The sequence below is a fragment of the Bradyrhizobium sp. UFLA01-814 genome (assembly GCF_046718885.1).
GTDB lineage: Bacteria > Pseudomonadota > Alphaproteobacteria > Rhizobiales > Xanthobacteraceae > Bradyrhizobium > Bradyrhizobium elkanii.
Genome location: NZ_JAQOSR010000137.1, coordinates 1 through 25,516, shown reverse-complemented (window position 1 = coordinate 25,516; position 25,516 = coordinate 1). Strand labels below are relative to the sequence as shown.

21 protein-coding genes and 1 pseudogene are annotated in these 25,516 nt (G+C 65.3%); 11 read left to right on the top strand and 11 right to left on the bottom strand.

Annotation, left to right across the window (positions count from 1 at the left end):
* Positions 1-203 precede the first annotated feature (203 nt).
* The 4 genes from PMN64_RS31925 to PMN64_RS31910 all read left to right on the top strand — a co-directional run bounded on the left by PMN64_RS31925 (position 204) and on the right by PMN64_RS31910 (position 4,097).
* Positions 204-1,733 (top strand): sensor histidine kinase, encoded by a 1,530-nt coding sequence (locus PMN64_RS31925; RefSeq protein WP_411783554.1) that lies wholly within the window; start codon positions 204-206, stop codon positions 1,731-1,733.
* Entirely contained in the window at positions 1,730-2,170 is a 441-nt protein-coding gene (locus PMN64_RS31920) for a response regulator (RefSeq protein ID WP_411783553.1), read from the top strand. The genes PMN64_RS31925 and PMN64_RS31920 overlap by 4 nt, the downstream gene beginning before the upstream one ends.
* Positions 2,167-3,258, top strand: a complete 1,092-nt coding sequence (locus tag PMN64_RS31915) for a sensor histidine kinase (RefSeq protein ID WP_411783552.1) — start codon at positions 2,167-2,169, stop codon at positions 3,256-3,258. The genes PMN64_RS31920 and PMN64_RS31915 overlap by 4 nt, the downstream gene beginning before the upstream one ends.
* A 203-nt stretch (positions 3,259-3,461) precedes the next feature.
* Positions 3,462-4,097 carry a hypothetical protein gene (locus PMN64_RS31910; protein WP_411783551.1) on the top strand — a complete coding sequence of 212 codons (636 nt, stop codon included), beginning with the start codon at positions 3,462-3,464 and terminating at the stop codon, positions 4,095-4,097.
* Between the two features lie 25 nt (positions 4,098-4,122).
* On the opposite strand, the gene PMN64_RS31905 is transcribed toward PMN64_RS31910, so the two are convergent.
* The 7 genes from PMN64_RS31905 to PMN64_RS31875 form a co-directional block, all read right to left on the bottom strand.
* Positions 4,123-4,449, bottom strand: coding sequence for a BA14K family protein (locus PMN64_RS31905; RefSeq protein ID WP_304500065.1), 327 nt, complete (start codon positions 4,447-4,449; stop codon positions 4,123-4,125).
* Between the two features lie 11 nt (positions 4,450-4,460).
* Positions 4,461-4,769, bottom strand: coding sequence for a hypothetical protein (locus PMN64_RS31900; RefSeq protein ID WP_411783550.1), 309 nt, complete (start codon positions 4,767-4,769; stop codon positions 4,461-4,463).
* Between the two features lie 8 nt (positions 4,770-4,777).
* Complete coding sequence (locus PMN64_RS31895) at positions 4,778-6,250, bottom strand: efflux transporter outer membrane subunit (RefSeq protein WP_411783549.1); 1,473 nt, start codon at positions 6,248-6,250, stop codon at positions 4,778-4,780.
* The gene (locus PMN64_RS31890; RefSeq protein WP_411783548.1) at positions 6,251-9,535 is read right to left on the bottom strand and encodes an efflux RND transporter permease subunit; all 3,285 of its coding nucleotides are present in this window, start codon (positions 9,533-9,535) and stop codon (positions 6,251-6,253) included.
* A 3-nt stretch (positions 9,536-9,538) separates the two neighbouring features.
* Positions 9,539-12,646, bottom strand: coding sequence for an MdtB/MuxB family multidrug efflux RND transporter permease subunit (locus PMN64_RS31885; protein ID WP_411783547.1), 3,108 nt, complete (start codon positions 12,644-12,646; stop codon positions 9,539-9,541).
* Positions 12,643-13,950 carry an MdtA/MuxA family multidrug efflux RND transporter periplasmic adaptor subunit gene (locus PMN64_RS31880; RefSeq protein ID WP_411783546.1) on the bottom strand — a complete coding sequence of 436 codons (1,308 nt, stop codon included), beginning with the start codon at positions 13,948-13,950 and terminating at the stop codon, positions 12,643-12,645. Before PMN64_RS31880 ends, PMN64_RS31885 begins: the two co-directional genes overlap by 4 nt.
* A 178-nt stretch (positions 13,951-14,128) precedes the next feature.
* Positions 14,129-15,574, bottom strand: coding sequence for a DASS family sodium-coupled anion symporter (locus PMN64_RS31875; protein WP_411783545.1), 1,446 nt, complete (start codon positions 15,572-15,574; stop codon positions 14,129-14,131).
* Between the two features lie 223 nt (positions 15,575-15,797).
* Between PMN64_RS31875 and aat the strand changes: the two genes are divergently transcribed.
* Positions 15,798-16,478, top strand: coding sequence for a leucyl/phenylalanyl-tRNA--protein transferase (gene aat / locus PMN64_RS31870; RefSeq protein ID WP_304500059.1), 681 nt, complete (start codon positions 15,798-15,800; stop codon positions 16,476-16,478).
* Positions 16,479-16,591: 113 nt separating this feature from the next.
* Here the strand turns inward: aat and PMN64_RS31865 are convergent, their stop codons facing one another.
* Positions 16,592-17,608 carry a DUF2155 domain-containing protein gene (locus PMN64_RS31865; protein ID WP_411783544.1) on the bottom strand — a complete coding sequence of 339 codons (1,017 nt, stop codon included), beginning with the start codon at positions 17,606-17,608 and terminating at the stop codon, positions 16,592-16,594.
* 256 nt (positions 17,609-17,864) lie between these two features.
* Here PMN64_RS31865 and PMN64_RS31860 point away from each other — a divergent pair, with 256 nt between their 5' ends.
* The 4 genes from PMN64_RS31860 (at position 17,865) to PMN64_RS31845 (ending at position 21,881) form a co-directional block, all read left to right on the top strand.
* Positions 17,865-18,641, top strand: a complete 777-nt coding sequence (locus tag PMN64_RS31860) for an SDR family NAD(P)-dependent oxidoreductase (RefSeq protein ID WP_028344922.1) — start codon at positions 17,865-17,867, stop codon at positions 18,639-18,641.
* A 145-nt stretch (positions 18,642-18,786) separates the two neighbouring features.
* Positions 18,787-19,728 carry an alpha/beta hydrolase gene (locus PMN64_RS31855; protein ID WP_411783543.1) on the top strand — a complete coding sequence of 314 codons (942 nt, stop codon included), beginning with the start codon at positions 18,787-18,789 and terminating at the stop codon, positions 19,726-19,728.
* 380 nt (positions 19,729-20,108) lie between these two features.
* The gene (locus PMN64_RS31850) at positions 20,109-21,332 is read left to right on the top strand and encodes an SLC13 family permease (RefSeq protein WP_411783542.1); all 1,224 of its coding nucleotides are present in this window, start codon (positions 20,109-20,111) and stop codon (positions 21,330-21,332) included.
* 9 nt (positions 21,333-21,341) lie between these two features.
* The gene (locus PMN64_RS31845; RefSeq protein WP_411783541.1) at positions 21,342-21,881 is read left to right on the top strand and encodes a hypothetical protein; all 540 of its coding nucleotides are present in this window, start codon (positions 21,342-21,344) and stop codon (positions 21,879-21,881) included.
* 260 nt (positions 21,882-22,141) lie between these two features.
* Here PMN64_RS31845 and PMN64_RS31840 read toward each other — a convergent pair whose 3' ends face one another.
* Positions 22,142-22,360 (bottom strand): hypothetical protein, encoded by a 219-nt coding sequence (locus tag PMN64_RS31840; protein WP_028344919.1) that lies wholly within the window; start codon positions 22,358-22,360, stop codon positions 22,142-22,144.
* 122 nt (positions 22,361-22,482) lie between these two features.
* A complete protein-coding gene (locus PMN64_RS31835; protein WP_411783540.1) occupies positions 22,483-23,421 on the bottom strand; it encodes a GlxA family transcriptional regulator in 939 nt (312 codons plus the stop codon).
* Between the two features lie 160 nt (positions 23,422-23,581).
* Here PMN64_RS31835 and PMN64_RS31830 point away from each other — a divergent pair, with 160 nt between their 5' ends.
* Positions 23,582-24,268: a DJ-1/PfpI family protein gene (locus PMN64_RS31830; RefSeq protein ID WP_028344917.1), complete on the top strand. Its 687-nt coding sequence runs from the start codon at positions 23,582-23,584 to the stop codon at positions 24,266-24,268.
* Between the two features lie 372 nt (positions 24,269-24,640).
* Here the strand turns inward: PMN64_RS31830 and PMN64_RS31825 are convergent, their stop codons facing one another.
* On the bottom strand, positions 24,641-25,051 hold the full coding sequence (locus tag PMN64_RS31825; RefSeq protein WP_028344916.1) for an NADH:ubiquinone oxidoreductase subunit NDUFA12: 411 nt from the start codon (positions 25,049-25,051) through the stop codon (positions 24,641-24,643).
* A 269-nt stretch (positions 25,052-25,320) separates the two neighbouring features.
* Between PMN64_RS31825 and PMN64_RS31820 the strand changes: the two are divergent.
* Positions 25,321-25,516 (top strand): annotated as a pseudogene (locus tag PMN64_RS31820) (hypothetical protein); the annotation flags it as partial.

Sequence of the window (25,516 nt, the reverse complement as noted above, 5' to 3'; positions counted from 1 at the left end):
TGTTCCGCGCGCTGGTGCGCGAGCCCGACATCATCGAGGGCGACTACCACATTCACTGGCTGGAGCAGTACCTCGCCGGTCAGCCATCCGACGCCGCAAAATAGTTCGGAACTCCGTGGAACCCGGCCCTTCCTCAAACGTACTATAGGGTTATTGGCTTTCCACGGGGACGCGTTGAATCCCACTCCCACAGCGAGATCGTCGTGACGCTCGTTTCACGACGCCGGTCGACGCTACAGATCCTCCTGCTGTCGGCGGGATTTTTCGTGCTGGTCGCGGTCAGCGTGGCGTCGGTCGTGCTGGTCAACAAGGCGCGCGAGGACAACGCCTGGGTGATCCACACCGTCGAGACCGAGAGCCAGGTTGCCAACCTGCTGCTCGACATCAGGCGCGCCGAAAGCGCGACCAGGGCGTATCTGCTGACATCAGCACCGCAATACCTGTCCGAGTACCAGGCCGCTGCAGCGGGACTCCCGGCCGCGCTCGGTCATCTCCAGATGATGACCGTCGATAATCCGGCGCAGGTCGCCAATGCCGCGAAGCTCAAGGCCGCGGTCGAGCAGCGCCTCGCCGAGTTCGCCCTCAGCATCGAGCGCGTCAAGAACAACGACGCGGCGACCAGCATCGACATCTTGCGCAAGGGCACGTCGACCGATGCGTTGGAGGCGATCGCCCGGATCGGCCGCGACATGCGCGCCGAGGAAGATCGCCTGCTCGCGATGCGCACCGCGACTGCGGACAGGACCCAGGTGCTGGCCTCCTCGGTCACCATCGCCGGCTCCTGCATGGTGCTGGCGCTTGCCGCTCTCTCGGTGGTGCTGCTGCGGCGATCGTCGCGGGCGCGCGACGACGCCGAGGCGAGGCTGCGCGACAGCAACCTCAATCTCGAGACCATCGTCGACGAACGCACCTCCGACCTGCGCGAGGCCAACGAGGAAATCCAGCGCTTCGCCTATATCGTCAGCCACGATCTGCGCTCGCCGCTGGTCAACATCATGGGCTTCACCAGCGAGCTCGAGGAACTGCGCGGCGACATCTTCAAGCGGATCGCCACGCTCAATCGCGCCGCGTCGCTGGCGCCGGCGATGCCGGAAGACGCGACCGATGTGGCCGAGCCCGAGCTCGAAGGCTCCGACAAGCAGCTATCCGACGATTTCAACGAATCGCTCGGTTTCATCAAATCGTCGATCGCCAAGATGGACCGCCTGATCAGCGCGATCCTCAATCTGACCCGCGAGGGCCGCCGCGAGTTCAAGCCCGAACGCGTCGATCTGCGCGAGCTGATCGACGGCATCGTCAAGACGGTGGCTCACCAGGCCGTCGAGGCCAATGCGACCGTTGAGGTCGGCGCGTTGCCCAATATCGTCAGCGACCGCCTCGCGCTGGAGCAGATCTTCTCCAATCTGATCGACAACGCACTCAAGTACCTCAGGAACGGCGTTCCCGGCGAGATTTCGATCGAAGGCCGCACCAAGCTCGGCTTCGCGATCTTCGAGATCACCGACAACGGCCGCGGCATCGATCCGAAGGACCATCAGCGCATCTTCGATTTGTTCCGTCGCGCCGGAACCCAGGACAAACCCGGTCAGGGCATCGGGCTTGCCCATGTCCGCGCACTTGTGCGCAGACTGGGCGGCACCATGTCGGTAGCATCGGAACTTCACAACGGCAGCACCTTCACGATCACGCTGCCTATCAATTGGTCAGGCAAGAATCGGGACAAAGTGACATGAGTGATCCAGTCACCATCATCATGATCGAGGACGACGAGGGCCATGCCCGCCTGATTGAGCGGAATATCCGGCGCTCAGGTGTCAACAATGAGATCATCCCGTTCACCAACGGTACAGAGGCCGTGAACTATCTGTTCGGCAAGGATGGCAGCGCCGTCGAGCGCAACGGCCAGGCCCTGCTCATCCTGCTCGATCTCAATCTGCCTGACATGACCGGCATCGACATTCTGAAGCGGGTCAAGGAGAACAAGCATCTCAAGTCGACGCCGGTGGTGGTGCTGACCACGACCGACGACTCCCAGGAGATCAAGCGTTGCTACGAGCTCGGTTGCAACGTCTACATCACCAAGCCGGTGAACTACGAAAGCTTCGCCAACGCGATTCGCCAGCTTGGCCTGTTCTTTTCGGTGATTCAGGTGCCGCCGGCTGCCGTATGACCAACGCAACGCCGACACTGCTCTATATCGACGACGACGCGGCGCTGGCGCGCCTGGTCGAACGCGGGCTGACGCGCGCGGGCTACAAGGTCGTGCACGCCGCAAGCGGCCAGGAAGGCCTCGACCGGCTCGCCCAGGGCGGCATCGACGTCGTCGCGCTCGATCAGTACATGCCCGGCCTCGACGGGCTGGAGACGCTGGAGCAGATCCTCAAGATACCGGACGCTCCGCCGGTGGTGTTCGTCACCGCGTCGCAGGATTCGGCGATCGCCGTCACCGCGCTGAAGGCCGGTGCGGCGGACTATCTGGTCAAGGACGTCAGGGGCGAGTTCATCCCCCTGCTCCAGGTCGCGGTGAACGGCGCGATCCGGCAGGCCGCGCTCCAGAAGGCGCGCGACGAGGCCGAGGCCGAGGTGCACGCCTCGCGCGACCGCTATGCCGCGCTCGCCGCCGAGCGTGAGGTTCTGCTCCGCGAGGTCAACCATCGCGTCGGCAATTCGCTGCAAATCATCGCCTCGCTGCTGCATCTGCAGGCCAACTCCGCGGCCCAGCAGGATGTGAAGGCTGCGCTCACCAACGCGATGGGGCGCGTCGCGGCCGTCGCACAGGTGCACCGCCGCCTCTACACCTCGCACGACTTCAAGACGGTGATGCTCAACCAGTATCTCGAGGCGCTGCTCGAGGATCTCCGGCGATCGGCCGAAGGCAACAAGATGTCGCGGCTGACCTTGAAGGCCGACCCGATCGAGATCGATCCCGACCGCGCGGTCGCGATCGGCATCATCGTCAACGAGCTGGTGATGAATGCCGTGAAGTACGCCTATCCCGATGGCGCCGGCCCGATCCATGTCGAGCTGAAGCCGCAGGGCGACGATCTGCAGCTCGCGATCGGCGACGACGGGGTCGGCTTTTCCGACAAGGACGATCCACGCGGCACCGGCATGGGCCAGCGCATCGTCAGCGCGATGGCCGCCAAGCTCGATGCCAGCGTCGAGCGCGACCCCGGCCACAAGGGCACCCGCTTCGTGGTGCGGTTCGCCCGCGTCAGCCCGGCGCTCGACAAATCGACCAGCGCCGCCGCCAGCTAATGCCGCAAATTTCAGCAAATTCGATTGATTTGTCTGGTTCGCTTTAACGGCTACGTCATGCTGTTGATGGATCGCGGCCCGCCGAGCCCGACCGATTAAGAAAGTTCTGGGCGTCCTTTGCGATGCTTGTGCCAACTGCTTGGCAGGAGCGGCACGCGATGTTCGGGCGCAGGCCAGTTTTTGGAAAGAAGCAAGAGACGACCTTGGGCGAGCTCAAGGAGACCGTGCGTCCGGCACCGGGCGCCGACGGCGCGACGCCCGCTTTTCACAAGCAGCAGTGGGATCACCCACTGATCGGGTCGATGCTGCGCGATGCGGGCTTCGCGCCTGATGACGAAGCCGGCATCGTGCCGACGGCCGACAATCGCCTCGCCGTGTTCGCTGCGGCCAGCAAGCGATTGCAGGATCGTACCGAGACCTTCAACCGCGACATGACTGCGCGCCACGGCCACTGCCACGCGGTGCCGTTCCTGGTCATCGACCAGAAGATCTGGGATGGACCGCATGGCGCGTTTCTCTACGCACAGATGGGGCTGATCGGCTACGACGAGTGGAACGTGATCATGCTGGCGGGAGACCCGCAGACCACCGTGTCATGCGGCCTGGAAAGCCATCCCGGCTTCCTTCCATCCGTGACGCAAGTCATGACCGAGCATGTGATCGCGTGGAAGACGCGGCACAACGCCCTGCTCGAGACGTACGGAATCACCGCGACCGGTGGCCGGGAAATCTCGCATGAACAATACGAGATGGAAAAGGACACCCTGCGCAACGAAATCATCGACAAGGCCGGCTGGATGAAGCCGCGCATCATCGACGAGCTCTTGCGCAAGGCCTAGAGGCATCAAGCCTCTCCGAAGCGCCTCACTCGTGCCTGCCGCGGTGCCGGCGTGCGCGCTGCGGACGGCAGTCCTGACACGGTGCGCCAAACACAACCTGCGACGGATAAGGCCGCGCCGAATGCCACGGCGTCGAGCCGAACAGGCCGGCCGCACCGAAACCTGCGCTGAAGGGATCGGCGGCGAAATTGCCGGGGAAATAGCCGTTGGTTCGAAAATCGCGATCGTCGTCCCTGCCGTCGAAATACGCGCCGCCGGTGCTGCCGTAGCGCAACGGCCGCTGCTGGGCCGACGCCGCGGCTACGCTCAGCGCGATGGCGGCGCAGGCGATCAGTCCTCTCATGGCGATCATGGCCGAGACCCTCATTGCGGAATGGTGCCCCAATCGCCCTTCCAGGCGATCAGGCGTCCCTTGCCGAATTGCAGATAGAGCCCGTCGCTGCGCCTCGACAGCACGCTGCCCCTGACATTGGGCAGCGCGACGAACAATTCATTGCCCGGCGTGCCGCGCACGTAATTCAGGGGAACGCCGAGCGACTGGCTGGCCTGGTTGGCGCTCATGCCGAAGGCGAGCGGAACGCTGTTGGGTGGCCGTTGCTGCGCGCGGGACGCGCCGGTTAGTGCGCCAAGCGCGATGACGAGAGCAATGAGGAGTGTCGCGAAACGCTGCATGGCTGACCTCATGGCACCGCCGCCGCCAAGGTACCGGCGGGCGTCCAGCCGCCGCCGAGCGCCTGGAACAGGCTGCTCGCCGCCAGCAGCTTGTTGAGCCGGACCGTGACCAGATTGTTCTCGGCGGTGAACAGCGTCTGCTGCGCCTGCAGCACCGTGATCAGGTTGACCGTGCCGCCGCGCAACTGCGTCTCGGCGACCTCGAACGCCTTGCGCGAGGCGGCGACGACATCGGACTGCAGGCGCTCCTGCAATGTGTACTTCTGCAACGCGATCAGCGCCTTCTCGACATCGGCGAAGGCCGACAGCACCGCCTTGCGATAGGCCTGCAGGTTTTGCAGCTGCTGCCCCTTGGCGAGCTTGAGCTGGCTCTCCAGCAGGAAGCCGTCGAACAGCGGCTGGGTCAGCCCGGCGGCAAGCGTGTAGTACCAGGCGCCCGGCGCGAACAGCGCGGCGAGCGCCGCGCTCTGGAAGCCGGTGGTGCCGGTCAGCTGAATCTGCGGAAAGAATGCCGCGCGCGCCGCGTCGACGCTGAAATTGGACGACGCCAGCTGCGCCTCGGCCTCGCGGACGTCAGGCCGCTGGTAGAGCAGTTCCGACGGCAGTCCCGGCGTGACGCGCGGCACCGCGATCTGCGTGGTGGACCCGCCGCGCACCTTGAAATCGGCCGGCGCGCGCGCCACCAGCACGGCGAGCGCCGCGGTGTTCTGCCCGACCGTCACCTCGAGCGGCGGGATCGCCGCGCGCTGCGTGGCGACCAGCGCCTCCTGCTGCGACAAATCGAGCTGCGAGGCGGTGCCGCCGGCGAATTGCGACTTGATCAGCGCAAGGATGCGCTCGGCCGCCGCGAGGTTGCGGCGGGTGACCTTGATCTGGTCCTGCGCCGCCAGCAGCTGGAAATAGGTGTTGGCGACCGTCGCCATCGTGGTCAGCGCCACCACCTCGCGATTGTAGCGCGCGACGGTCGCGCTCTCCTCCGAAGCCGACAGCGTCGCGCGGTTCTTGCCCCAGAAATCGACGATGTAGCTCGCGCTCAGCCCGAGGCTGTATTGCGAGAAGGTGCCGCTGGCGCCGAGCGACGAACTGGACCCCGTTGCCACACGCTGACGCTCGGCATTCGCCGATCCGGAGATGGACGGCAGCAGCGCAGCGCCGGACACGCCGACCTGGGCGTCGGCCTGCACGATCTGGGCGATCGCCACCGCGATGTCGAGATTGTAGAGCTGCGCCGATTCCATCAGCCCGGTCAGCTCAGGTGAGCGGAAGCCGCGCCACCAGGCGAGCGCCGGAACGGCCGCGTCGGCATCGCCCTTGGCCGCAGTCTTGTAGCTCGCCGGCACTTCGAGGCTGAGCTCGGGCTTCTCCGCCCCGGGAATACAGCCGGACAGACCGAGGCTGAGGCCGCCAAACGCCGCCACGCGCAGAAACCGGATCGGCTTGCGCATCAATTGAAGATTTCGCAACGCTGCACCTGTCGGCATTTACTCGCCCGGTTGAAGTGAGGAGCCCGGCATCCGCGTCGCGCCGTCGCGGCGGAGGCGCCGGGCCCACAGGCGGAACCGGTCGAGATAGAGGTAGATGACCGGCGTCGTGTAGAGCGTGAGGACCTGGCTCAGGATCAGGCCCCCGACGATGGCGATGCCGAGCGGCTGCCGCAGCTCGCCGCCATCGCCCATACCGATCGCCAGCGGCACCGCCCCGAGCAGCGCGGCCATCGTCGTCATCATGATGGGGCGGAAGCGCAGCAGGCAGGCCTCCCGGATCGCCTCGAGCGGCTCCAGCCCGCGCCTGCGTTCCGCCTCCAGCGCAAAGTCGATCATCATGATGGCGTTCTTCTTCACAATGCCGATCAGCAGGATGACGCCGATCAGCGCCATGATACTGAACTCGGTTTTGAATGCCATCAGCGCCAGCAAGGCGCCCACACCCGCCGAGGGCAATGTGGACAAGATGGTCAGCGGATGGATGTAGCTTTCGTAGAGCACGCCCAGCACGATGTAGATCGCAACCAGCGCGGCCAGGATCAGGAACGGCTGGTTGCTCAGCGAGTCCTGGAACGCCTTGGCGGTACCCTGGAAGGTGCCGCGGATCGTGGCCGGGACCCCGATCCGGTTCATGGTCGCCTCGATGCTGCCGACCGCCGTGCTCAGCGACACGTTCGGCGGCAGGTTGAACGAGATGGTGTTGGCGACCAACAGGCCCTGGTGATTGACCGCAAGCGGCGTCGCGCCCTGCTTGAACGCTGCAACTTCCGACAGCGGGATCATGGTCTCGCTGCTGGTGGAGACGGCCGATCCGGTCGAGGCCACGCCCTTCCCGGTCGAACCGATCGAGTTGGTGGCCTGGTTGCGCGCGGCCTGGGCGTTGGCCGCACTGGCCGCGCTGGAGTTGCCTGGGGCGACGACCGTGCCTGCCACCGCGTTGGTCGATTGCGAGCCGCCAACCGATCCGCCGGACGTGCTGATATAGACGTCCTTCAGCGTCTCCGGATTCTGCCAGTAGCGCGGCGCGACCTCCATGATGACGTGATACTGGTTGCGCGCGACATAGATCGTCGACACCTGCCGCTGGCCGAAGGCATCGTAGAGGGTGTTGTCGATCTGGCTCACCGTGATGCCGAGCCGGGCCGCGGCGTCGCGGTCGATCACGAGATCGGATTCCAGGCCCTTGTTCTGCTGGTCGCTGTTGACGTCGGCGAGATCAGGATCGCGCTGCAGGGCCGCCGCGATCTTCGGCGTCCATTCATTGAGCTCCTCCAGCGTCGATCCCTGCAGCGTGTACTGATACTGCGCGTTCGAGGCCCTGCCCCCGACCCGGATGTCCTGCACCGCCTGCAGGAACAGGCTCGCGCCCGGCACCACTGACATCTCACGGCGCAGCCGCGCGATCACGCCATCGGCGCCAATCTTGCGCTCATCGAGCGGACGCAGCGAGACGAACACGAATCCGGAATTGGTCTGCCCGCCGCCGGTGAAGCCGACCGCCGTCTCCACCGCCGGATCGCGCTTGATGATGCCGACGAACTGCGCGAGCTTCTGCTGCATCAGCTGGAACGACACGCTCTGGTCGGCCTGGATCGAGCCGACCAGCCGGCCGGTGTCCTGCTGCGGGAAAAATCCTTTCGGGATCACGTCGTAGAGATAGAAATTGAGGCCGAACACCGCCGCCAGGATCAGCATCACCGACAGCGGATGCGCTAGCGCCGCGGTCAGCGTCCTGCGGTAGAAATTGAGCATCGCCTCGAAGAAGCGCTCGCTCGCCCAGTAGAGCCGGCCATGTCCGCCAGCGTCCGGCTTCAGCAGCACGGCGCACATCATCGGCGTGGTCGCTAGCGAGACCGCGAGCGAGATCAGGATCGAGATCGAGATCACCATCGCGAACTCGCGGAACAGCCGCCCGACGATGCCGGCCATCAGCAGGATCGGGATGAACACCGCGATCAGCGAGATGCTCATCGACAGCACGGTGAAGCCGACCTCGTTGGCGCCCTTCAGCGCCGCCTCGAGCGGGCTCAGCCCCTGCTCGATGTAGCGGGTGACGTTCTCCAACACCACGATGGCGTCGTCGACCACGAAGCCGGTCGCGACCGTCAGCGCCATCAGGGAAAGATTGTCCAGGCTGTAACCGAACAGGTACATCGCCCCGAAGGTCGAGACCAGCGACACCGAGACCGCCACCACCGGAATGAAGGTGGCGCGCGCATTGCGCAGGAACGCGAACACCACGATGATGACCAGCAGCACCGCCAGAACGAGGGTTCGTTCGACGTCCCGGAGCGAGGTGCGGATGGTCGTCGAACGGTCGACCGCAAAGCCGATGTCGATCGCCGGCGAGACCGATGCCTGCAGCTGCGGCATCAGCCCCTTCACAAGGTCGACGGTACTGATGATGTTGGCGTTCGGCTGCCGGTAGAGGATGATCAACACCGCCGGCTTGCCGTTGGCGAGACCGGCATTGCGCAAATTCTCGACGCCGTCGGCCACCTCGCCGACATCGGAGAGATGAACCGGCGCGCCATTGCGGTAGGCCACGATCAGCGATTTGTAGTCGTCGGCCTTGTTGGCCTGGTCGTTGGCGTAGACCTGGTAGCGCTGGTCGCCGACGTCGATGCCGCCCTTGGGGCTGTGGGCGTTGGCGCTCGACAGGGCCGCGCGGACGTCTTCCAGGCCGATGCCGTATTTGTAGAGCGCCTGCGGGATCAGATCGACGCGCACGGCCGGCAGTGAGCTGCCGCCGACCACGACCTCGCCGATGCCCTCGACCTGCGACAGCTTCTGCGCCAGCACCGTGGAGGCGGCGTCGTAGAGGTCGCCGCGCGTGAGCGTATCCGACGTCAGCGTTAGGATCAGGATCGGCGCGTCGGCCGGATTGACCTTGCGGTAGGTTGGATTGCTGCGCAGGCTGGTCGGCAGGTCGGCCCGCGCCGCATTGATCGCGGCCTGCACGTCCCGCGCCGCGCCGTTGATATCGCGGTTCAGCCCGAACTGCAGCGTGATGCGGGTCGAGCCCACCGAGCTCGACGACGTCATCTCGGTGACATCGGCGATCTGGCCGAGATGGCGCTCGAGCGGACTTGCGACCGTGGTCGCGACATCCTGCGGGCTGGCGCCGGGCAGCGTCGCCTGCACCGAGATGGTCGGGAAATCCACCTGCGGCAGCGGCGACACCGGCAGCTTGAAGAACGCGACGATGCCGGCCGCCGCGAGCCCGAACGTCAACAGCGTCGTTGCGACCGGCCTACGGATGAAGGGCGTTGACGGATCCATGGCTCAACGCGACCCGCTCGCCTCGCCGATCTCGTCCGCCCGCCCGGCAAACCGCAGCGCGAGGCGATCGAACCAGAGGTAGATCACCGGGGTCGTGAACAGGGTCAGCAGCTGGCTCACCAGCAGGCCGCCGACGATCGAAATGCCGAGCGGATTCCGCAGCTCGGACCCGGCGCCGCTGCCGAGCATCAGCGGCAGCGCGCCGAGCACCGCAGCCATCGTCGTCATGATGATCGGCCGGAACCGCAGCAGGCAGGCCTGGTAGATCGCCTCCCGCGGCGGCTTGCCCTCGTTGCGCTCGGCATCGAGCGCGAAGTCGATCATCATGATCGCATTCTTCTTCACGATGCCGATCAGGAGGATGATGCCGATGATCGCGATGATGGTGAGATCCTGGCCGGCCATCATCAGCGCCAGCAGCGCGCCGATGCCCGCGGAAGGCAGCGTCGAGAGGATCGTCAAGGGATGGATGAAGCTCTCATAGAGCACGCCGAGCACGATATAGACCGTGATGATCGCGGCGAGGATCAGGAACAGCTGGTTGGAGAGCGAGGACTGGAACGCCAGCGCCGCGCCCTGGAAGCTCGTGATCATGCCGAGCGGCTGGTTGATGTCGGCCTGCGCCTGCTTGATCGCCGTCACCGCCCCGCCGAGGGAAGCGCCGGGCGCCAGGTTGAACGAGACGGTTGCCGACGGGAACTGGCCGAGATGCGAGATCTGCAGCGGCGCGGTCCCCACCCGCATCTTGGCCATCACCGACAGCGGCACCGGCGTCGAGCCCACCGATGACGGCAGATAGATCGACGACAGCGAATCCAGCGAAGTCTGCAGCGACGGATCGGCTTCCAGGATCACGCGGTACTGGTTCGAATTGGTGAAGACGGTCGAGACGATGCGCTGGCCGTAGGAATCGTACAGCGCGTTGTCGATCGTTGCCGGCGTGATGCCGAATCGCGCCGCCTGGTCGCGGTCGATGTCCACGAACACCGAAAGCCCCTGCGCCGAGATATCGCTGGTGACGTCGCTGAGCTCGGGCAATTCCCTGAGCTTGTCGACCAGCTTCGGCGTCCATTCCGCAAGCTCGTTCGGATCGGCATCCTGCAGGATGAACTGGTACTGCGTCCGGCTCACCGTACCCTCGATGGTGAGGTCCTGGACCGGCTGCATGTAGAGCGTGATCCCGGTCAGCGCCGCCGTGCTCGCCTTGATCCGGTCCATGATCGTGGAAACATTGGCCTTGCGCTGCTCATGCGGCTTCAGATTGATCAGGATGCGGCCGCTGTTCAGCGTGGTGTTGGTGCCGTCGACGCCGATGAACGACGACAGGCTCTGCACGTCCGGATCCTTCAGGATCGCGCTCGCAAGCCGCTGCTGCCGCTCGGCCATCGCCGCATAGGACACCGATTGCGGCGCCTCCGAGATCGCCTGGATCACGCCGGTGTCCTGCACCGGAAAGAAGCCCTTGGGAATGACGACATAGAGCAGTGCCGTCAGGCCAAAGGTGGCGAGCGCGATCAGCAGCACAAACGTCTGCCGATCCAGGACCCAGTTGAGCATCCGGGCGTAGATCGCGATGACGGCATCGAAGCCTTCGCGGCTGAGCCGCTGGAAGGTGTTCTCGCGCGCCATGGCCTCCGGCTTCAGCAGCTTCGCGCAGGCCATCGGCACCAGGGTCAGCGACACCACGGCCGAGATCAGGATCGTGACCGACAGCGTGATGGCGAATTCGCGGAACAGGCGGCCGACGACGTCGCCCATGAACAGCAGCGGGATCAGCACCGCGATCAGCGACACCGTCAGCGAGATGATGGTGAAGCCGATCTGCTCGGACCCTCGCAGCGCCGCCTCGAGCGGCGGCTCGCCCTCCTCGATGTAGCGCGAGATGTTCTCGATCACGACGATGGCGTCGTCGACCACGAAGCCGGTCGCGATCGTCAGCGCCATCAGCGACAGATTGTTCAGGCTGAAGCCGAACAGATACATCGCGCCCAGCGTGCCGACCAGCGAGAGCGGCACCGACAGGCTCGGGATCAGCGTGGCGCGGGTCGAGCGCAGGAACACGAAGATGACCAGCACGACCAGGATCACGGCAAGCGACAGCTCGTATTCGACGTCGCGGACCGAGGCCCGGATCGTGACGGTGCGGTCGGTCAGGATATTGAGGTCGATCGCGGCCGGCAGCGTCGCCTGCAGCTGCGGCAGCAGGTCCTTGATGCCCTGCACCACCGAGATGACGTTGGCGCCGGGCTGGCGCTGGATGTTGAGGATGATCGCCGGCGTCTCGTTCATCCAGGCGCCGAGCTTGTCGTTCTGCGCGCCGTCGACGACGTTGCCGACGTCGCTGAGGCGGACCGGCGAGCCGTTCTTGTAGGCGATGATCAGCGAGCGGTAGTCGCTGGCATTGCGGATCTGGTCGTTGGCATTGATGGTGTAGGCGCGCATCGCGCCGTCGAAATTGCCCTTCGGCGTGTTGACGTTGGCGTTGCCGAGCGTGGTGCGGAGATCGTCGATGTTGAGGCCATAGGCCGCGAGCTTGCGGATATCTGCCTGGATGCGCACCGCGGGCCGCTGGCCGCCGCTGATGCTGACGAGGCCGACGCCGGGCAGCTGCGAGATCTTCTGCGCCAGCCGCGTGTCGACGAAATCCTGCACCTGGGTCAGCGGCATGGTCTTCGAGGTCAGGCCGAGGGTCAGGATCGGCGCATCGGCCGGATTGACCTTGGCGTAGATCGGCGGCGCCGGGAGGTCCGACGGCAACAGATTGCCCGCGGCATTGATCGCGGCCTGCACCTCCTGCTCGGCGACGTCGAGCGAGATCGACAGGCCGAACTGCAGCGTGATCACGGACGAGCCCGCCGAGCTCACCGAGCTCATCTGGGTCAGATTCGGCATCTGGCCGAACTGCACCTCGAGCGGCGCCGTCACCGACGAGGTCATCACGTCGGGGCTCGCGCCCGGATAGAAGGTCTGCACCTGGATGGTCGGATAGTCGACCTCCGGCAGCGCCGCGACCGGGAGAAATCTGAACGCCAGCATGCCCGACAGCATGATGGCGATCATCATCAGGGTCGTCGCCACCGGCCGCAGGATGAATGGCCGCGACGGGTTCATTTCTTCTGCCCGTCCTCGGACCGCTTGTGGTGGCCGCCTCCGGGATCAGCGCCGTCCTTGCTATCTCCCTTGCCGTCGCCCTTCGGCGTCCCCTTGGCCGCAGCGGCCGGGTTCGCGGTGTCGGCGGCGGAGCGCACGACCACCTTCGCACCCTCGCGCAGCTTGTCGGCGCCGTCGATCACGATGCGATCGCCGGGTACAAGCCCGGACAGCACCTCGACCCGGTCGCCATCGGTGACGCCGAGCTTGACCGGCCGCACCGAGACCGTGCTGTCGGCATTGACGAGATAGACGAAGGTGCCGGGGACACCGCGCTGGATGCCGGCGGTCGACGTCGTCGTCGCATCCTTGTGGGTATCGAGCAGCAGGCGGACGTTGACGAACTGGTTCGGAAACAGTGTGCGCTTGCCGTTCTCGAACTGCGCGCGCAGCTTGATGGTGCCGGTGGTCGCATCGATCTGGCTGTCGAAGGTCTGCAACGATCCCTCGGCGAGCTTGTTGGCGCCGCTGCGGTCATAGGCCGCCGCCGGCAGCACCGCGCCCTCCTTCAACCGCTTCGCGACCGCCTGCAGATTGTCCTCCGGCAGCGTAAATAGCACGCTGATCGGCTCGAGCTGGGTGATCACGACGAGGCCGTTGGTGTCGCCGGGCGTCACATAGTTGCCGAGATCGACCTGGCGCAGTCCGACGCGCCCGTTGATCGGCGACACGATGTGACAATATTGCAAATTCACCTCGGCCGACTTCACCGAGGCGCGATCGGCTTCCACCGTGCCCTGATACTGCGCGACCAGCGCGACCTGGGTGTCGAGCGTCTGATGCGGCACCGCATTCTGCGCGGCGAGGTTCTGGTAGCGGGTGAGATCGACCTGGGCGCCCTTCAGCTGCGCCTCGTCGCGGGCGAGCTGTCCCTTGGCCTGCGCCAGCGTCGCTTCATAGGGACGCGAATCGATCTCGGCGATCAGGTCGCCCTTCTTGACCTCATCGCCCTCCTTGAAATCGATCTTCATCAGGTAGCCGCTGATCTGGCTCCTGATCGTCACGGTCGCGAGCGACGTCACGGTGCCGAGCGCATTCAGGCTGACGCCGATATCGCCCTTGCCGATCGTCTCCGGCACGATCGACATCGGCCCGGCGTTGCGCCCGCCACCGGCCTGCGGCGGCGCGGCCTGCTGCCGCGTCCACCAGACGATGCCTGCAAGCACCGCCAACACGAGACATCCCGTCAGAAACCCTCGCCAACGCGACCCTCGCCTGGTTCGCTCGGGCGCCACAATCGACGGGTCTTTGATCTGCTGGTCCATAACCTGCCCACGAAGAAACACGAATGAGCTCGCGCGGCTCTATGTGTCCCCTGAACTCCGCGCGCGCCACATCCGACGAAGCATTTTGAAGGCTTCTTCCGGACAAAGCGCGTTAAGAATCGGAAAGGAAAGTGCTCCTTCCCGGTCGGCGGCTGTTTCTCGCTGGATTGTGGCTATTTTACCCGATCATTTGTAACCAGGGCAACACGATCAGCAACAATCCGGAAAAGTAGATCAGGCCGAAGATCAGCCCGAATTTCCAGAAGTCGCCTTTGCCGATATAGCCGCTGCCGTAATACATCGGCGCCGGTCCCGTGGCATAGGGCGAGATCACGCCCATCAGCCCCAGCGAATACACGCAGAGCAGCATCAGGGTCTGCACCGACAGGCCGGGAATGCTGGAGCCGACGGCGAGCACCACCGGCAGTACGGCGGCGGTATGCGAGGTGATGCTCGAGAAGAAATAGTGGATCCAGAAGAAGAAGGTGACGAGCAGGATCATCCCGACCAGCGGCGACGTGCCGGAGAGCGGCTTGGCATAGCCCTCGGCTACCCATTTGATGAAGCCGATCTCGTTGAGGCCCGACGACAGCGTGAGCAGCGAGGTGAAATAGAAAAATACCTCCCACGCACTCTTCTCCGCGACGATGTCCTCGAACGCGATCACGCCGGTCAGCAGCATCAGCGAGATCACGACGAACACGACCGTGGTCGCGTTGATGAAGTTCGAGCCGAGCAGCGGCACGCTGATATTGGGATTGGAGCCGCAGATCCACAGGAACATCGCGAGCACCACCAGCACCGCCATGATCCATTCGTGCCGCGACGGCGGCCCCATCTTGGCGAGCTCGCCCTCGCTCCAGGTCACGATCTCCGGGCTCTCCTTGATCTCGGGCCGGCAGACCAGATAGCTGAGCAGCGGCACCAGCAGCAGCAAGAGGATGCCGAGCGGCGCGAAGCCGATGAACCATTGCGACCAGCCGACCTCGATGTTGACGAGCTTCTTGGCGATCGAGAGCGCGGCGGCGTTCGGCGCCAGCGCGGTCAGGAACAGCGAACTGGTGACGGCCGTGGTCGCGAACGCGGTCCACATCACGAAGGTGCCGATCTTGCCCGCGGTCGGGCCGGGCTCGGAGCCGTAGATGCGCGGGATGTTGCTGACGATCGGATAGATGGTGCCGCCCGAGCGCGCGGTGTTGGACGGCGTCGCCGGCGCCAGCACGAGATCGGAGAACGCCACCGCGTAGCCGAGCCCGATGGTGCGGCGGCCGAGGCCGCGCACCAGCAGCAGTGCCAGCCGGCGGCCGAGCCCGCTCTTGCGGTAGCCGATCGAGAACACGAAGGCGCCGACGATCAGCCACACCGTGCTCTCGGAAAAGCCGCCGAGCATCCAGCGCAGCGACTTGTTCGGGTCGTGCTCGACATAGCCGCCGATGCCGGCGACCGTCAGGCCGATCAGACCGACCGCGCCGACCGGCATCGATTCAAGGATCAGCCCGGTGATCACGGCGGCGAACACCGCGAAATAGTGCCACTGATTGGCGTTCAGCCCCGAAGGCACCGGAACCAGATAGATCACCAGCCAGACCAGCAACGGCGCAAACGTTCGCCATGACCATTTCATGCAGCGTCCCCCTCACCTGTGTCGATTGTCGGGCGCGCAAGCCACCGTGTCCCGGCAGCGCCGCCATCTTTTTGTTGCAATCTAGCACGACCGCGCAGTCCGTCTCGGGAAACTGCGGCGGAACGGCGCGGCTTGTGGAGGAACCGGCGCGTTTCGTCAACACGTAGCCTCCCGGTGGCAGCCCCCATCGCAAGACCGCCCGCGCTTTGCTATCCTTGGCGTTATGACCTCACGCGACTCCGCCTCCTCCGAGATCACGCCCGAGGTGCTGCTGCGCGCCTATGCCTGCGGCATCTTCCCGATGGCGGAGAGCGCCGACGATCCGACCCTGTTCTGGGTCGAGCCGGAATTGCGCGGCGTGATTCCGTTCGACGGCTTCCGTGTCGCCTCCCGCCTGGCGCGCACCGTGCGCACGGATGCCTTCACCGTCACCGTCGATACCGCGTTCAAGGCCGTGATCGCCGGTTGCGCGGCGCCGCAGCCCGGCCGCGACGACACCTGGATCAACAAGCGCATCCGCGATCTCTATGTCGGGCTGTACGCGTCGGGCCATTGCCACAGCGTCGAGGTCTGGCAGGACGACAATCTGGTCGGCGGGCTCTACGGCGTCAGCCTCGGCCGCGCCTTCTTCGGCGAAAGCATGTTTCACACCACGCGCGACGCATCGAAGGTCGCGCTGGTGCATCTGGTGGCGCGGCTGATCGCGGGCGGGTTCGAGCTGCTCGACACGCAATATGTGACGGAGCACCTGAGGACGTTCGGCGCGATCGAGATCTCGCGGCGCCGCTATCGCACGCTGCTCGACAAGGCGATATCAGGCGCGCCGGCGGATTTCCGCAAACTCGACGCCACCCAGCCGGTCAAAGGTGCCGACGCGCTGGCGATCATCGCCGAGCGCAATTGAATAGCCCGGACGGAGCTGCGTAGCCCGGATGCAGCGAAGCGCAATCCGGGGCGGTCTCTCCGCGGCGAGAAACCCGGATTTCGCTGCGCTCCATCCGGGCTACGAAGTGCCCATCAATTCCCAAACAATCCGCCGAACAACCCGCCCGGCCGCTGCTGTTGCTGGGGCGGCGGAGGTGGCGGCTGCTGCTGATATTGCGGCAGCGGCTGCGGCGGCGGACGCGGCGCGGCCTGCTTCTGCGGCGCGCGCTTCTGGGCCGGCGGCGGCGGTGGCGTCGGCGCCTTCGGCGGATCGGGCGCGGCGGTCACGATGGTCTGGTCCGGTCCTTTGCAGTCGGTCAGCCAGATGTCGTAGATCGGATGCTCGACGCCGTGCAGGCCGGGGCTCGCCGCGAACATCCAGCCCGAGAAGATCCGCTTCACCTCGCCCTGCAGCGTGATCTCGTCGACCTCGACAAAGGCATCGGTGTTGGCGGCTTCCGTCGACGGCCTCGTGTAACAGGCATCGGTCTTCACCCGCAGCGCGCCGAACTGCACGGTCTCGCCGATATCCTCGTCGAAATTGATGATGCGTCCGGTGATCTTGTCGAGACCGGAGAAGCTCGCCTTCTTGTTGGTGATCTTGGTCGACGGCGGCTCCTGCACGACCTCGTCGCCCGGCTGCAACGCGGCAGGCGTCTGCGGCGCGGTGCCTTGCGGCGCGCCTTGGGGCGTCCCCTTGGGACGCTGCCCCGGCGGCAGCGGATTGGTACCGGGCGGTGTATTGGCAACAGCCGGACCGCCGGGTTGCGGCGGCTGCACGGCGACCCCGGGCTGGGTGCCCTGCGGAGCCACCGTCGAGCCGGGCGGCGGCGCCAGCGGCTGCGACTGCACGCTGCCGGGCGGCGGCACCGCCTGGCCTGGCGGCAGAGCGCGCGGCTGTGTCGGCAGCAGGCGGCCGCGCGGCAATTCCGGCACTTCCTCGTCGTCGTCGCTGGGAGGAGCCGCCTGACCACGCGGGATCGAGCCGGGCGGACGCGGCGCGGGATCGGAGAAAATCGTTCCGATCTGCGCGCGCGCGGGCGGCGCAAGCGAGATGGTTGAGGCGGCAACCAGGGCCGCAAAGCCAGTCAGGGCAACGGTTCGAAGCATCTCGCGCGGCTTTAAAGGGCGAATCGGGCTCGCGACAGTGTACCTTGATATCGGCCGCTCGCAGGCCACCGGTTAACACGCCGAATACGGCGGGGAAAGGGCACCCGGCCACCTCTCCCCGGCCCACTGCGCAGCCTCCGGTCACCTCTGGTCACTCCTGGGAACACGTGTGATAGTCCTCACGCTGAAGGCACGCGGCCACGCGTGAAAACCAGGAAAATCCGGATCGAACCGGACCAGCCAGAGGAAACCCACCATGCCAGATCGCATCAGGCTCGACGGCAGGGTCGCCGTCGTCACCGGGGCTGCCGGCGTCATCGGAACCGCCACGCTCCAACTGCTCGCCGAACGGGGGGCGCGGATTGTCGCAGTCGACCGCAAGGGGGCCGACCTCAAGGCCGCCACCAAGGACCTGCCGGCCTCAGCCGAGGCCTTCGCGATCGAAGCCGACGTCACCGACGAGGACGAGGTCAAGGACTATGTCCGCGCCACCGTCGACCGTTTCGGCACCATCGACGCCTTCTACAACAACGCCGGCGTCGAGGGCGACATCAGGCCGATCCCTGAATATTCGCTGGAGAGCTTCCGCCGGGTGCTCGACGTCAATGTGGTCGGCGTCTTCCTGGGAATGAAGCATGTGCTGCCCGTCATGCTGAAGCAGAACAAGGGCAGCATCATCAACACCGCCTCGATCGCGGGCCTGATGGGATCGCCGATGATCGCGGTCTACAGCGCGAGCAAGCACGCGGTGATCGGGCTGACCAAGAGCGCGGCCTGGGAATGCACCGGCACCGGCGTGCGGGTCAATTGCGTCTGCCCCGGCATGATCGAGAGCCGGATGCTGAGCACGATCCTGCAGGGCCGCTCCGGCGGCAACGCGCCGCCGATCGAGAAGATCGTCGACCGCATCCCGGCGCGCCGGCTTGGCCTCGCAAGCGAGGTCGCCTCCATCGTCGCTTTTCTTGCCTCCGACGAGGCGAGCTACGTCTCCGGCTCCGCCTACACCGTCGACGGCGGCCGTACCGCCGCCTGACACGACCGTCATTCCGGGGCGATGCGGAGCATCGAACCCTCAGGTGCGCAATTGCGCACCGAGAATCTCGAGATTCCGGGTTCGGTCCTGCGGACCGCCCCGGAATGACATCAATGAAAACCGAACATCATAGGTCACAAACAATATGCCCGTCGTTCTCGATCCCGATGCCGCTGCCGTCTACAAGGCGTTCCAGGAGGCCGGCCGTCCCGCCTATGAGACGCTGACCGCGCCGGAAGCACGCGACTATTATCGGGCCGCCCGCGTCGTCTCCAATCCCGAGCCGCCCGCGCTGGAATCGAGCAAGCCGCTCGCGATCCCGGCGCCGCACGGCGCTATCCCTGCCCGCATCTACACGCCGAACACGCTGCGCAAGAAAGACGGGCTCGCGCCATGCCTGGTGTTCTTCCACGGCGGCGGCTGGGTGATCGGCGATCTCGATACCCATGAGGTGGTTTGCCAGAAGCTGGCCCATGAGGGCGAACTGATCGTGATCTCGATCGATTATCGCCTCGCGCCCGAGCATCGTTTCCCTGCCGCGGTCGACGACGCCGTGACCGCGACCCGATGGGTCGCCGCCAATGCCAGGGATCTCGGCATCGACGCCGCGCGCCTGATCGTCGGCGGCGACAGCGCCGGCGGCAACCTCGCGGCCGTGGTTGCCCTCACCGCCCGCGACGGCGGACCGAAGCTCGCCGCCCAGTTGCTGATCTATCCCGCGACCGATTTCTCGCGGAAGCATCCCTCGCATCGCGAGCCCGAGACCAGCATCCTCTTGACGCATTCGGTGATCGGCTGGTTCGCCAACCATTATCTCGGTGACGCCGACAACAGCGACTGGCGCGCCTCGCCGGCGCGCGCAAAGGACTTTGCCGGATTGCCGTCGGCCTATGTGCTGACCGCCGGCGCCGATCCGTTGCGCGACGAAGGCGACGAGTATGCGAAATTCCTCAAGGACGCCGGCGTGCCGGTGACCTATCGGCATTTCCCCGGCCAGTTCCACGGCTTCTTCACCATGGGCAAGCTGCTCAATCAGGCCAATATCGCGGTGACCGAGATCAGCGCCTGGCTGAAGACGCTGGGCTAAAGCAGGATGAGTTTGGGTTGAATCGGGACCACAGGCTTGTCTTACCTCTCCCCATTGGGGAGAGGTCGATTTGCGCAGCAAATCGGGTGAGGGGCCGCGGCTCCAACGAGAGAGCGTAACCCCTCACCCGGCGCTACGCGCCGACCTCTCCCAAGGGAGAGGTGAACTTCTGCCGCCGCTCCAGATCAAACCTAGTCTCATCGTGCTCTAGCGATCCGATCGGGGTCGACGCGCTTGCAGCGTCGTCCCCCTCGATCGCGGCTCGGAGCACATGGCGTGCCCAGCTTGCGGCGTTAGTGCGCCTTGAAGTTCCCGACGCCGCGCGATAGTGCCGCCGTCAGCGCTTCACGCCGCCGGGCACTCCAGCCATCGAGATCGTCTTGCTCACGCCACTCCTCGTCTACGGTATCCCGCTCGATTTCATCCTGTTCGCGCTGACGCTGCTCGGCGTCGCGATCTTCCATCACCACACGCTCGCGGTGGCGCTGACGGGCCTTACCGCGATCGTCGCCTACAAGCTGCTGTTCGCGGGCTTTGCGAAATTCGGCGCGGGCCTGCCCGGTCTCGCGCATCACATGGAGCATGAGTGGGTCACGCTCGCCAACCTGTTCCTGCTCCTGATGGGCTTTGCGCTGCTGTCGCGCCATTTCGAGGAGAGCCGCATTCCCGACGAGATGCCGGCGCTGCTGCCCGATGACTGGAAGGGCGGACTGATCCTGCTGGTCATCGTGTTCGTGCTGTCGGCCTTCCTCGACAATATCGCGGCCGCGCTGATCGGCGGCACCGTGGCCCGCCACGTGTTCCGAGGCCGCGTCCATATCGGCTATCTCGCGGCCATCGTCGCCGCATCGAATGCCGGCGGCGCCGGCAGCGTCGTCGGCGACACCACGACGACGATGATGTGGATCGACGGCATCAGCCCGCTCACGGTCGTGGAGGCCTATGTCGCAGCGATCGTTGCGATGCTGGTGTTTGCGGTGCCGGCCTCGCTGCAACAGCACCGCTTTTCCCCGATCGTGAAGGATGCACCGTCCGGCCTCAGAATCGACTGGGCGCGGGTTGCGATCGTGGCCGTGATCCTGCTGGCCGCGCTGACGGCCAATGTGACGGCCAATCTGAAGTTCCCCGCGCTGCTCGATGCGCTGCCCGTGCTCGGGCTCGCGGTCTGGGCCGCGATCCTGGTCACCTCATTGCTGCGGCGGCCGGACTGGTCGGTGATGCCCGAGACGCTGAAGGGCACCGTGTTCCTGCTCGCGCTAGTGACGGCGGCCTCGATGATGCCGGTTGAGAAATTGCCCGCCGCGTCGTGGCAGACCGCGCTCGGGCTCGGCTTCGTCTCGGCGGTGTTCGACAACATTCCCCTGACCGCGCTGGCGCTGAAGCAAGGCGGCTATGACTGGGGCTTTCTCGCCTACGCGGTCGGATTTGGCGGATCGATGGTCTGGTTCGGCTCGTCGGCGGGCGTTGCGGTGTCCAACATGTATCCGGAAGCCAAATCGGTGGTCCGCTGGATCACCCAGGGTTGGCCGATCATGGCGGCCTATGTCGTCGGCTTCTTCGTGATGCTCGCCCTGCTTGGCTGGCACCCCGACGCGCCACATTGACGCAACGCAATGCTGCAGCGCACAATTGCGCTTAGCTCAAAACTGTGGAAAATCGAGACAAATCCGTTGACATTGCTAAACTCCATTCGCCGTAACAAGTTATGGAGAGTCCGCATGAGTGTTAGTGCAGAAGTCCTCGCCCGCGCTCCGTCGGAGCAGATGGAGGACGAAATCAATACGGTGACTTCGCATCGACCACGCAGCAACATCCGGCCCCTCTCGCCGATGCCGGACTATGTCGAGCATCGCAACGGCGTCAACGAGGTGGGCAAGCTGTCGGCCGAGGCGGTCGTGCGCGAATATGAAGCGGCGGTGAAGGAAATCGAGGCCCTTGGATCGGAACTGCAACTGGCCGCCAAGAACTGCGAGGTCATGGTCGCAGGCGTCCACGACATGATCGCGGAGATCAAGGAGTTCGCTGCCGGTTACCGCGATCAGGGCAAGCGCTTCTTCCTGCAGATCGAAGCCGTCTCGTTGATGACCGCGGAGGTCAGGGATACCTGCGAAGCACTCAAGAAGAAGATCGCGACCGATACATTGGGCCAGTGATTTTTCGGTTGAAGCACGTTTCGTGATCAGCGCATCCGTGGATCTCTGCGATCGTGGGCTGATCCTGTATTGGTGAATGACTGCGCTATTCCGGCGCGGCAGAACCGTTAGTTCTATTCAAGACCAAATCGCTCAAGACTAAGTCGCTCAAGACTAAGTCGTTCAACATCTTGCCCCGCTTCGGCGGGGCTTTTTGTTGCGAGACGAGTGATCTCTGCGCGGGTCGCGCCCTCGAACGGGCCGGACCTCGGTCCATGACCTTAACGCGCGTCAGCTGCACGCCCGGCCGCGTCCGTTGCCGGAGGCAAATCGGATATCGCGGACCAGCGGTCGCTGAAATCCTTGGCCGGGAGCGCGTCCGTGCCGGCGACGGCAATACCGTCGGTCCGGGGTGCGTGCGACTTGATGGTCGCGGCGGTTGCGGTGACAGCCAGCAGGGCGACAGCCACGAACCCGGTAATCGTTCGATGCTTTGTCATTAGAACCTCCTCGGGTCCCCAATGCCCACTTAACGTGGGTCACGGGAACCCTCGCCAGGTTCATCACTGCAAAGAAGGCATCGATCGCGTGAAATCGGACAACGAGCTTGTCCCAAACGCGCCTACCCCGCCCGCGCCGCACGCCGCAGCGATTGCGGCGGCTGGCCGAAGGCGCGGATGAAGGCGCGGCGCATCCGCTCAGGATCGCGGAAGCCGGTGATCTCGGCGACGCGCTCGATCGCTTCGCCCGACGACTGCACGCGCTGCCGCGCGACTTCGATCCTCAGCCGCTCGACCGCTTTCGACGGCGTGGTGCCGGTCTCCGCGATGAAGGCGCGGGTGAAATGCCGCGAACTCATCCCGGCCTTGTCGGCGAGGTCCTCGACCGTCAGCGGCGCATCGAGATGCTCGCGCGCCCAGGCGAGCAGCGGTCCGAACCGGCCGTTCGGCGTCTTCAACTCCAGCAGCGAGGAAAACTGCGACTGCCCGCCGCTGCGCCGATGGTACAGCACGAGTTGCCGCGCGGTGCTCTGCGCGATCTCGTCGCCATAGTCCTCGGTGATCATCGCGAGCGCGAGGTCGATGCCGGCGGTGATGCCGGCCGAACTCCAGATATTGCCGTCGCGGACGAAGATCTGGTCCGGCTCGAGCTTGATCTTCGGATAGGTCTTCACGAAATGCGGCGTGCGTTGCCAATGCGTGGTGGCGCGGCGGCCGTCGAGCAGGCCCGCCTCAGCCAGCACATAGGCGCCCGAGCAGACGCTGGCGACGCGAATGCCGCGGCCCGCCATCCGCCGCACGAATGACAATGTGGTTGGACAGGTCGCCGGCGTGCGCACGCCGTTGCCACCCGCAATGATCAGCGTCGTGATCGCCGCCGACGGCTTGAGGCCGCGCGCAAGCATCTCGACACCGGACGAAGAGCGCACCGGTCCCGCCTTCGCCGCAATCGTCCTGATCGCCGGCGCGTTGTTGGCGAAGCGCGCGGCGATCTCGAAGGCCGCGATCGGGCCGGCCGCGTCGAGCAGCTGGAAGTCGGGAAAGATCAGGATGCCGATCATCGCCAAATCCTCGCGGGTGACGCTGCTTTCCTGGCGGCCCTCTCTCAGGAGACTTGCTTCTCTTAAGGAGACTTGCGTCCGAAAATGAGGGAAATACGCCATTTTGGACGAGAGGCCATCATGCCATCGTGGTTCCGTCAAGCGCTATTTGGAGGCCCCGATGACTGAACCCCTGCAGATTGGATTGCTCGTCTTCCCGAAGGTGACCCAGCTCGACCTGACCGGTCCGCTGCAGGTGTTCTCCTCGGTCCCCGGCGCCAAGGTGCATCTGATCTGGAAACGCATCGAACCCGTTCCGACTGATTCCGTCATGGTCCTGACGCCGACCACGACCTTTGCCGATTGCCCGCAGCTCGACGTGATCTGCGTGCCCGGCGGCTTCGGCACCGACGACATGGTCGGTGACCAGGACATGCTGGCCTTCCTGCGCAAGCAGGCCGAGGGAGCGAAATACGTCACGTCGGTCTGCACGGGATCGCTGGTGCTCGGCGCGGCCGGCCTGCTCAAGGGCTATCGCGCCACCACGCATTGGAGCGCGATTGATTTCCTTTCGAGCTTCGGGGCCATTCCGACCAGGACGCGCGTCTGCGTCGACCGCAACCGCTTCACCGGCGGCGGCGTCACCGCGGGCATCGACTTCGCGCTGACGCTGGTGTCGGAGCTCGTCGACCGCAAGACCGCGGAAGCGATTCAGCTCAGACTCGAATACAACCCGGCCCCGCCGTTCAACGCGGGCTCGCCGGATACCGCACCGGCCGAGATCCTCGCTTTCATGAAAGAGCGGATCGCGCCGTCGCAGGCGCGCCGTGCCGACTTGATGGGCCGTGCCGCGGCACGCCTGCCCTGACCTGATCGCAGCAAAGAAAAAGGCCGCCCGGTTTCCCGAGCGGCCCTTCCTGTCTCACGGTAGCCTCACATTTGCGGGCGATTTCAGGACGTCTGTACCGGGGGCCTATCTCCCGGCCGCATCCAACTCGGAGGCCGCTGCATATCGGGACAGTCGCGATCTGGAGCCCGATCCGACGCGATGGTTTCCCATCTCCGTAAGATGACCCGATTGAGCCGCGAACCCAGGCTCGGCGCAAGCGGGCAGCATCGGCTGCGGCCCATCTGTCCCCGCTGTTACCGTTGTTCACAGGCGCGCACTTGCGCTGCCGGCGCGCGTGCGATGCACGCGCGGCGTCACGCGCGTGCACGTCAGAACAACAATGCGTGAAAGTCAGCTTCCCGGCGTCCAGGCGTGATAGTCGCCGGTCGCCTTGGGGCGGCGGCCGCTCGCCAGCGTCGAGCCGGACGGACGATAGGCCTGCGCGGTGCCGGTCAGGTTCGGCAGATGCGGCTTTTCCCATTCCCGCGCCTGGTAGTTCTGCTCGGTCGGGGGCACATCGACCGTGTGATGCAGCCAGCCGTGCCAGCCGGCCGGAATGCGCGAGGCTTCGGCGTAGCCGTTGTAGACCACCCAGCGGCGCTCGAAATGCAGCGTCGGATCGATCTCACCGCCCTTGGTGCGGTAATAGCGGTTGCCCTGTTCGTCCTCGCCGACCAGTTCGCCGAATCGCGAGGTCCACAATTGCGTGCCAAAGGTCTGGCCATTCCACCAGGTGAAGAATTTCAGCAGGAATTGTTTCATGCGTGGCCGGTCGTCGGTTCGAGGCTATGCGGCTCTGATGCCACCTCATTCCCCAAATGTCCAGCCGCCGCCAAGGTAGCCCCGCACCCCTCGGACAGCCCCCGGTTTATGCGCCCGTTTGGCGACCAAATGACGCGCTCACGAGGAGTTTTGTTCAGCTGCCATACATGAGCCGCCGGCTACGCGAAGATGACCCACAATCAATGTGGAGCACGGGAACGTCCGACCGCAGAGATGGTTAGACATTCACCGTTTTGATGGAGTCCAAAATGATCAATATGAAGGTTCTGAGCACCGCTGCGGCTCTGGCGCTTGCGCTGCCGTTGGCCGTGGCGCCGACCGTTTCGTTCGCCCAGTCTGCCGCACAGATGGGCGCGATGGGCGGCGGCGGCGGCCACGTTGGCGGCGGCGGCGGTGGTGGTGGCTCTGTCTCTTATACACATCTGACGCTGCCGACGACCATGG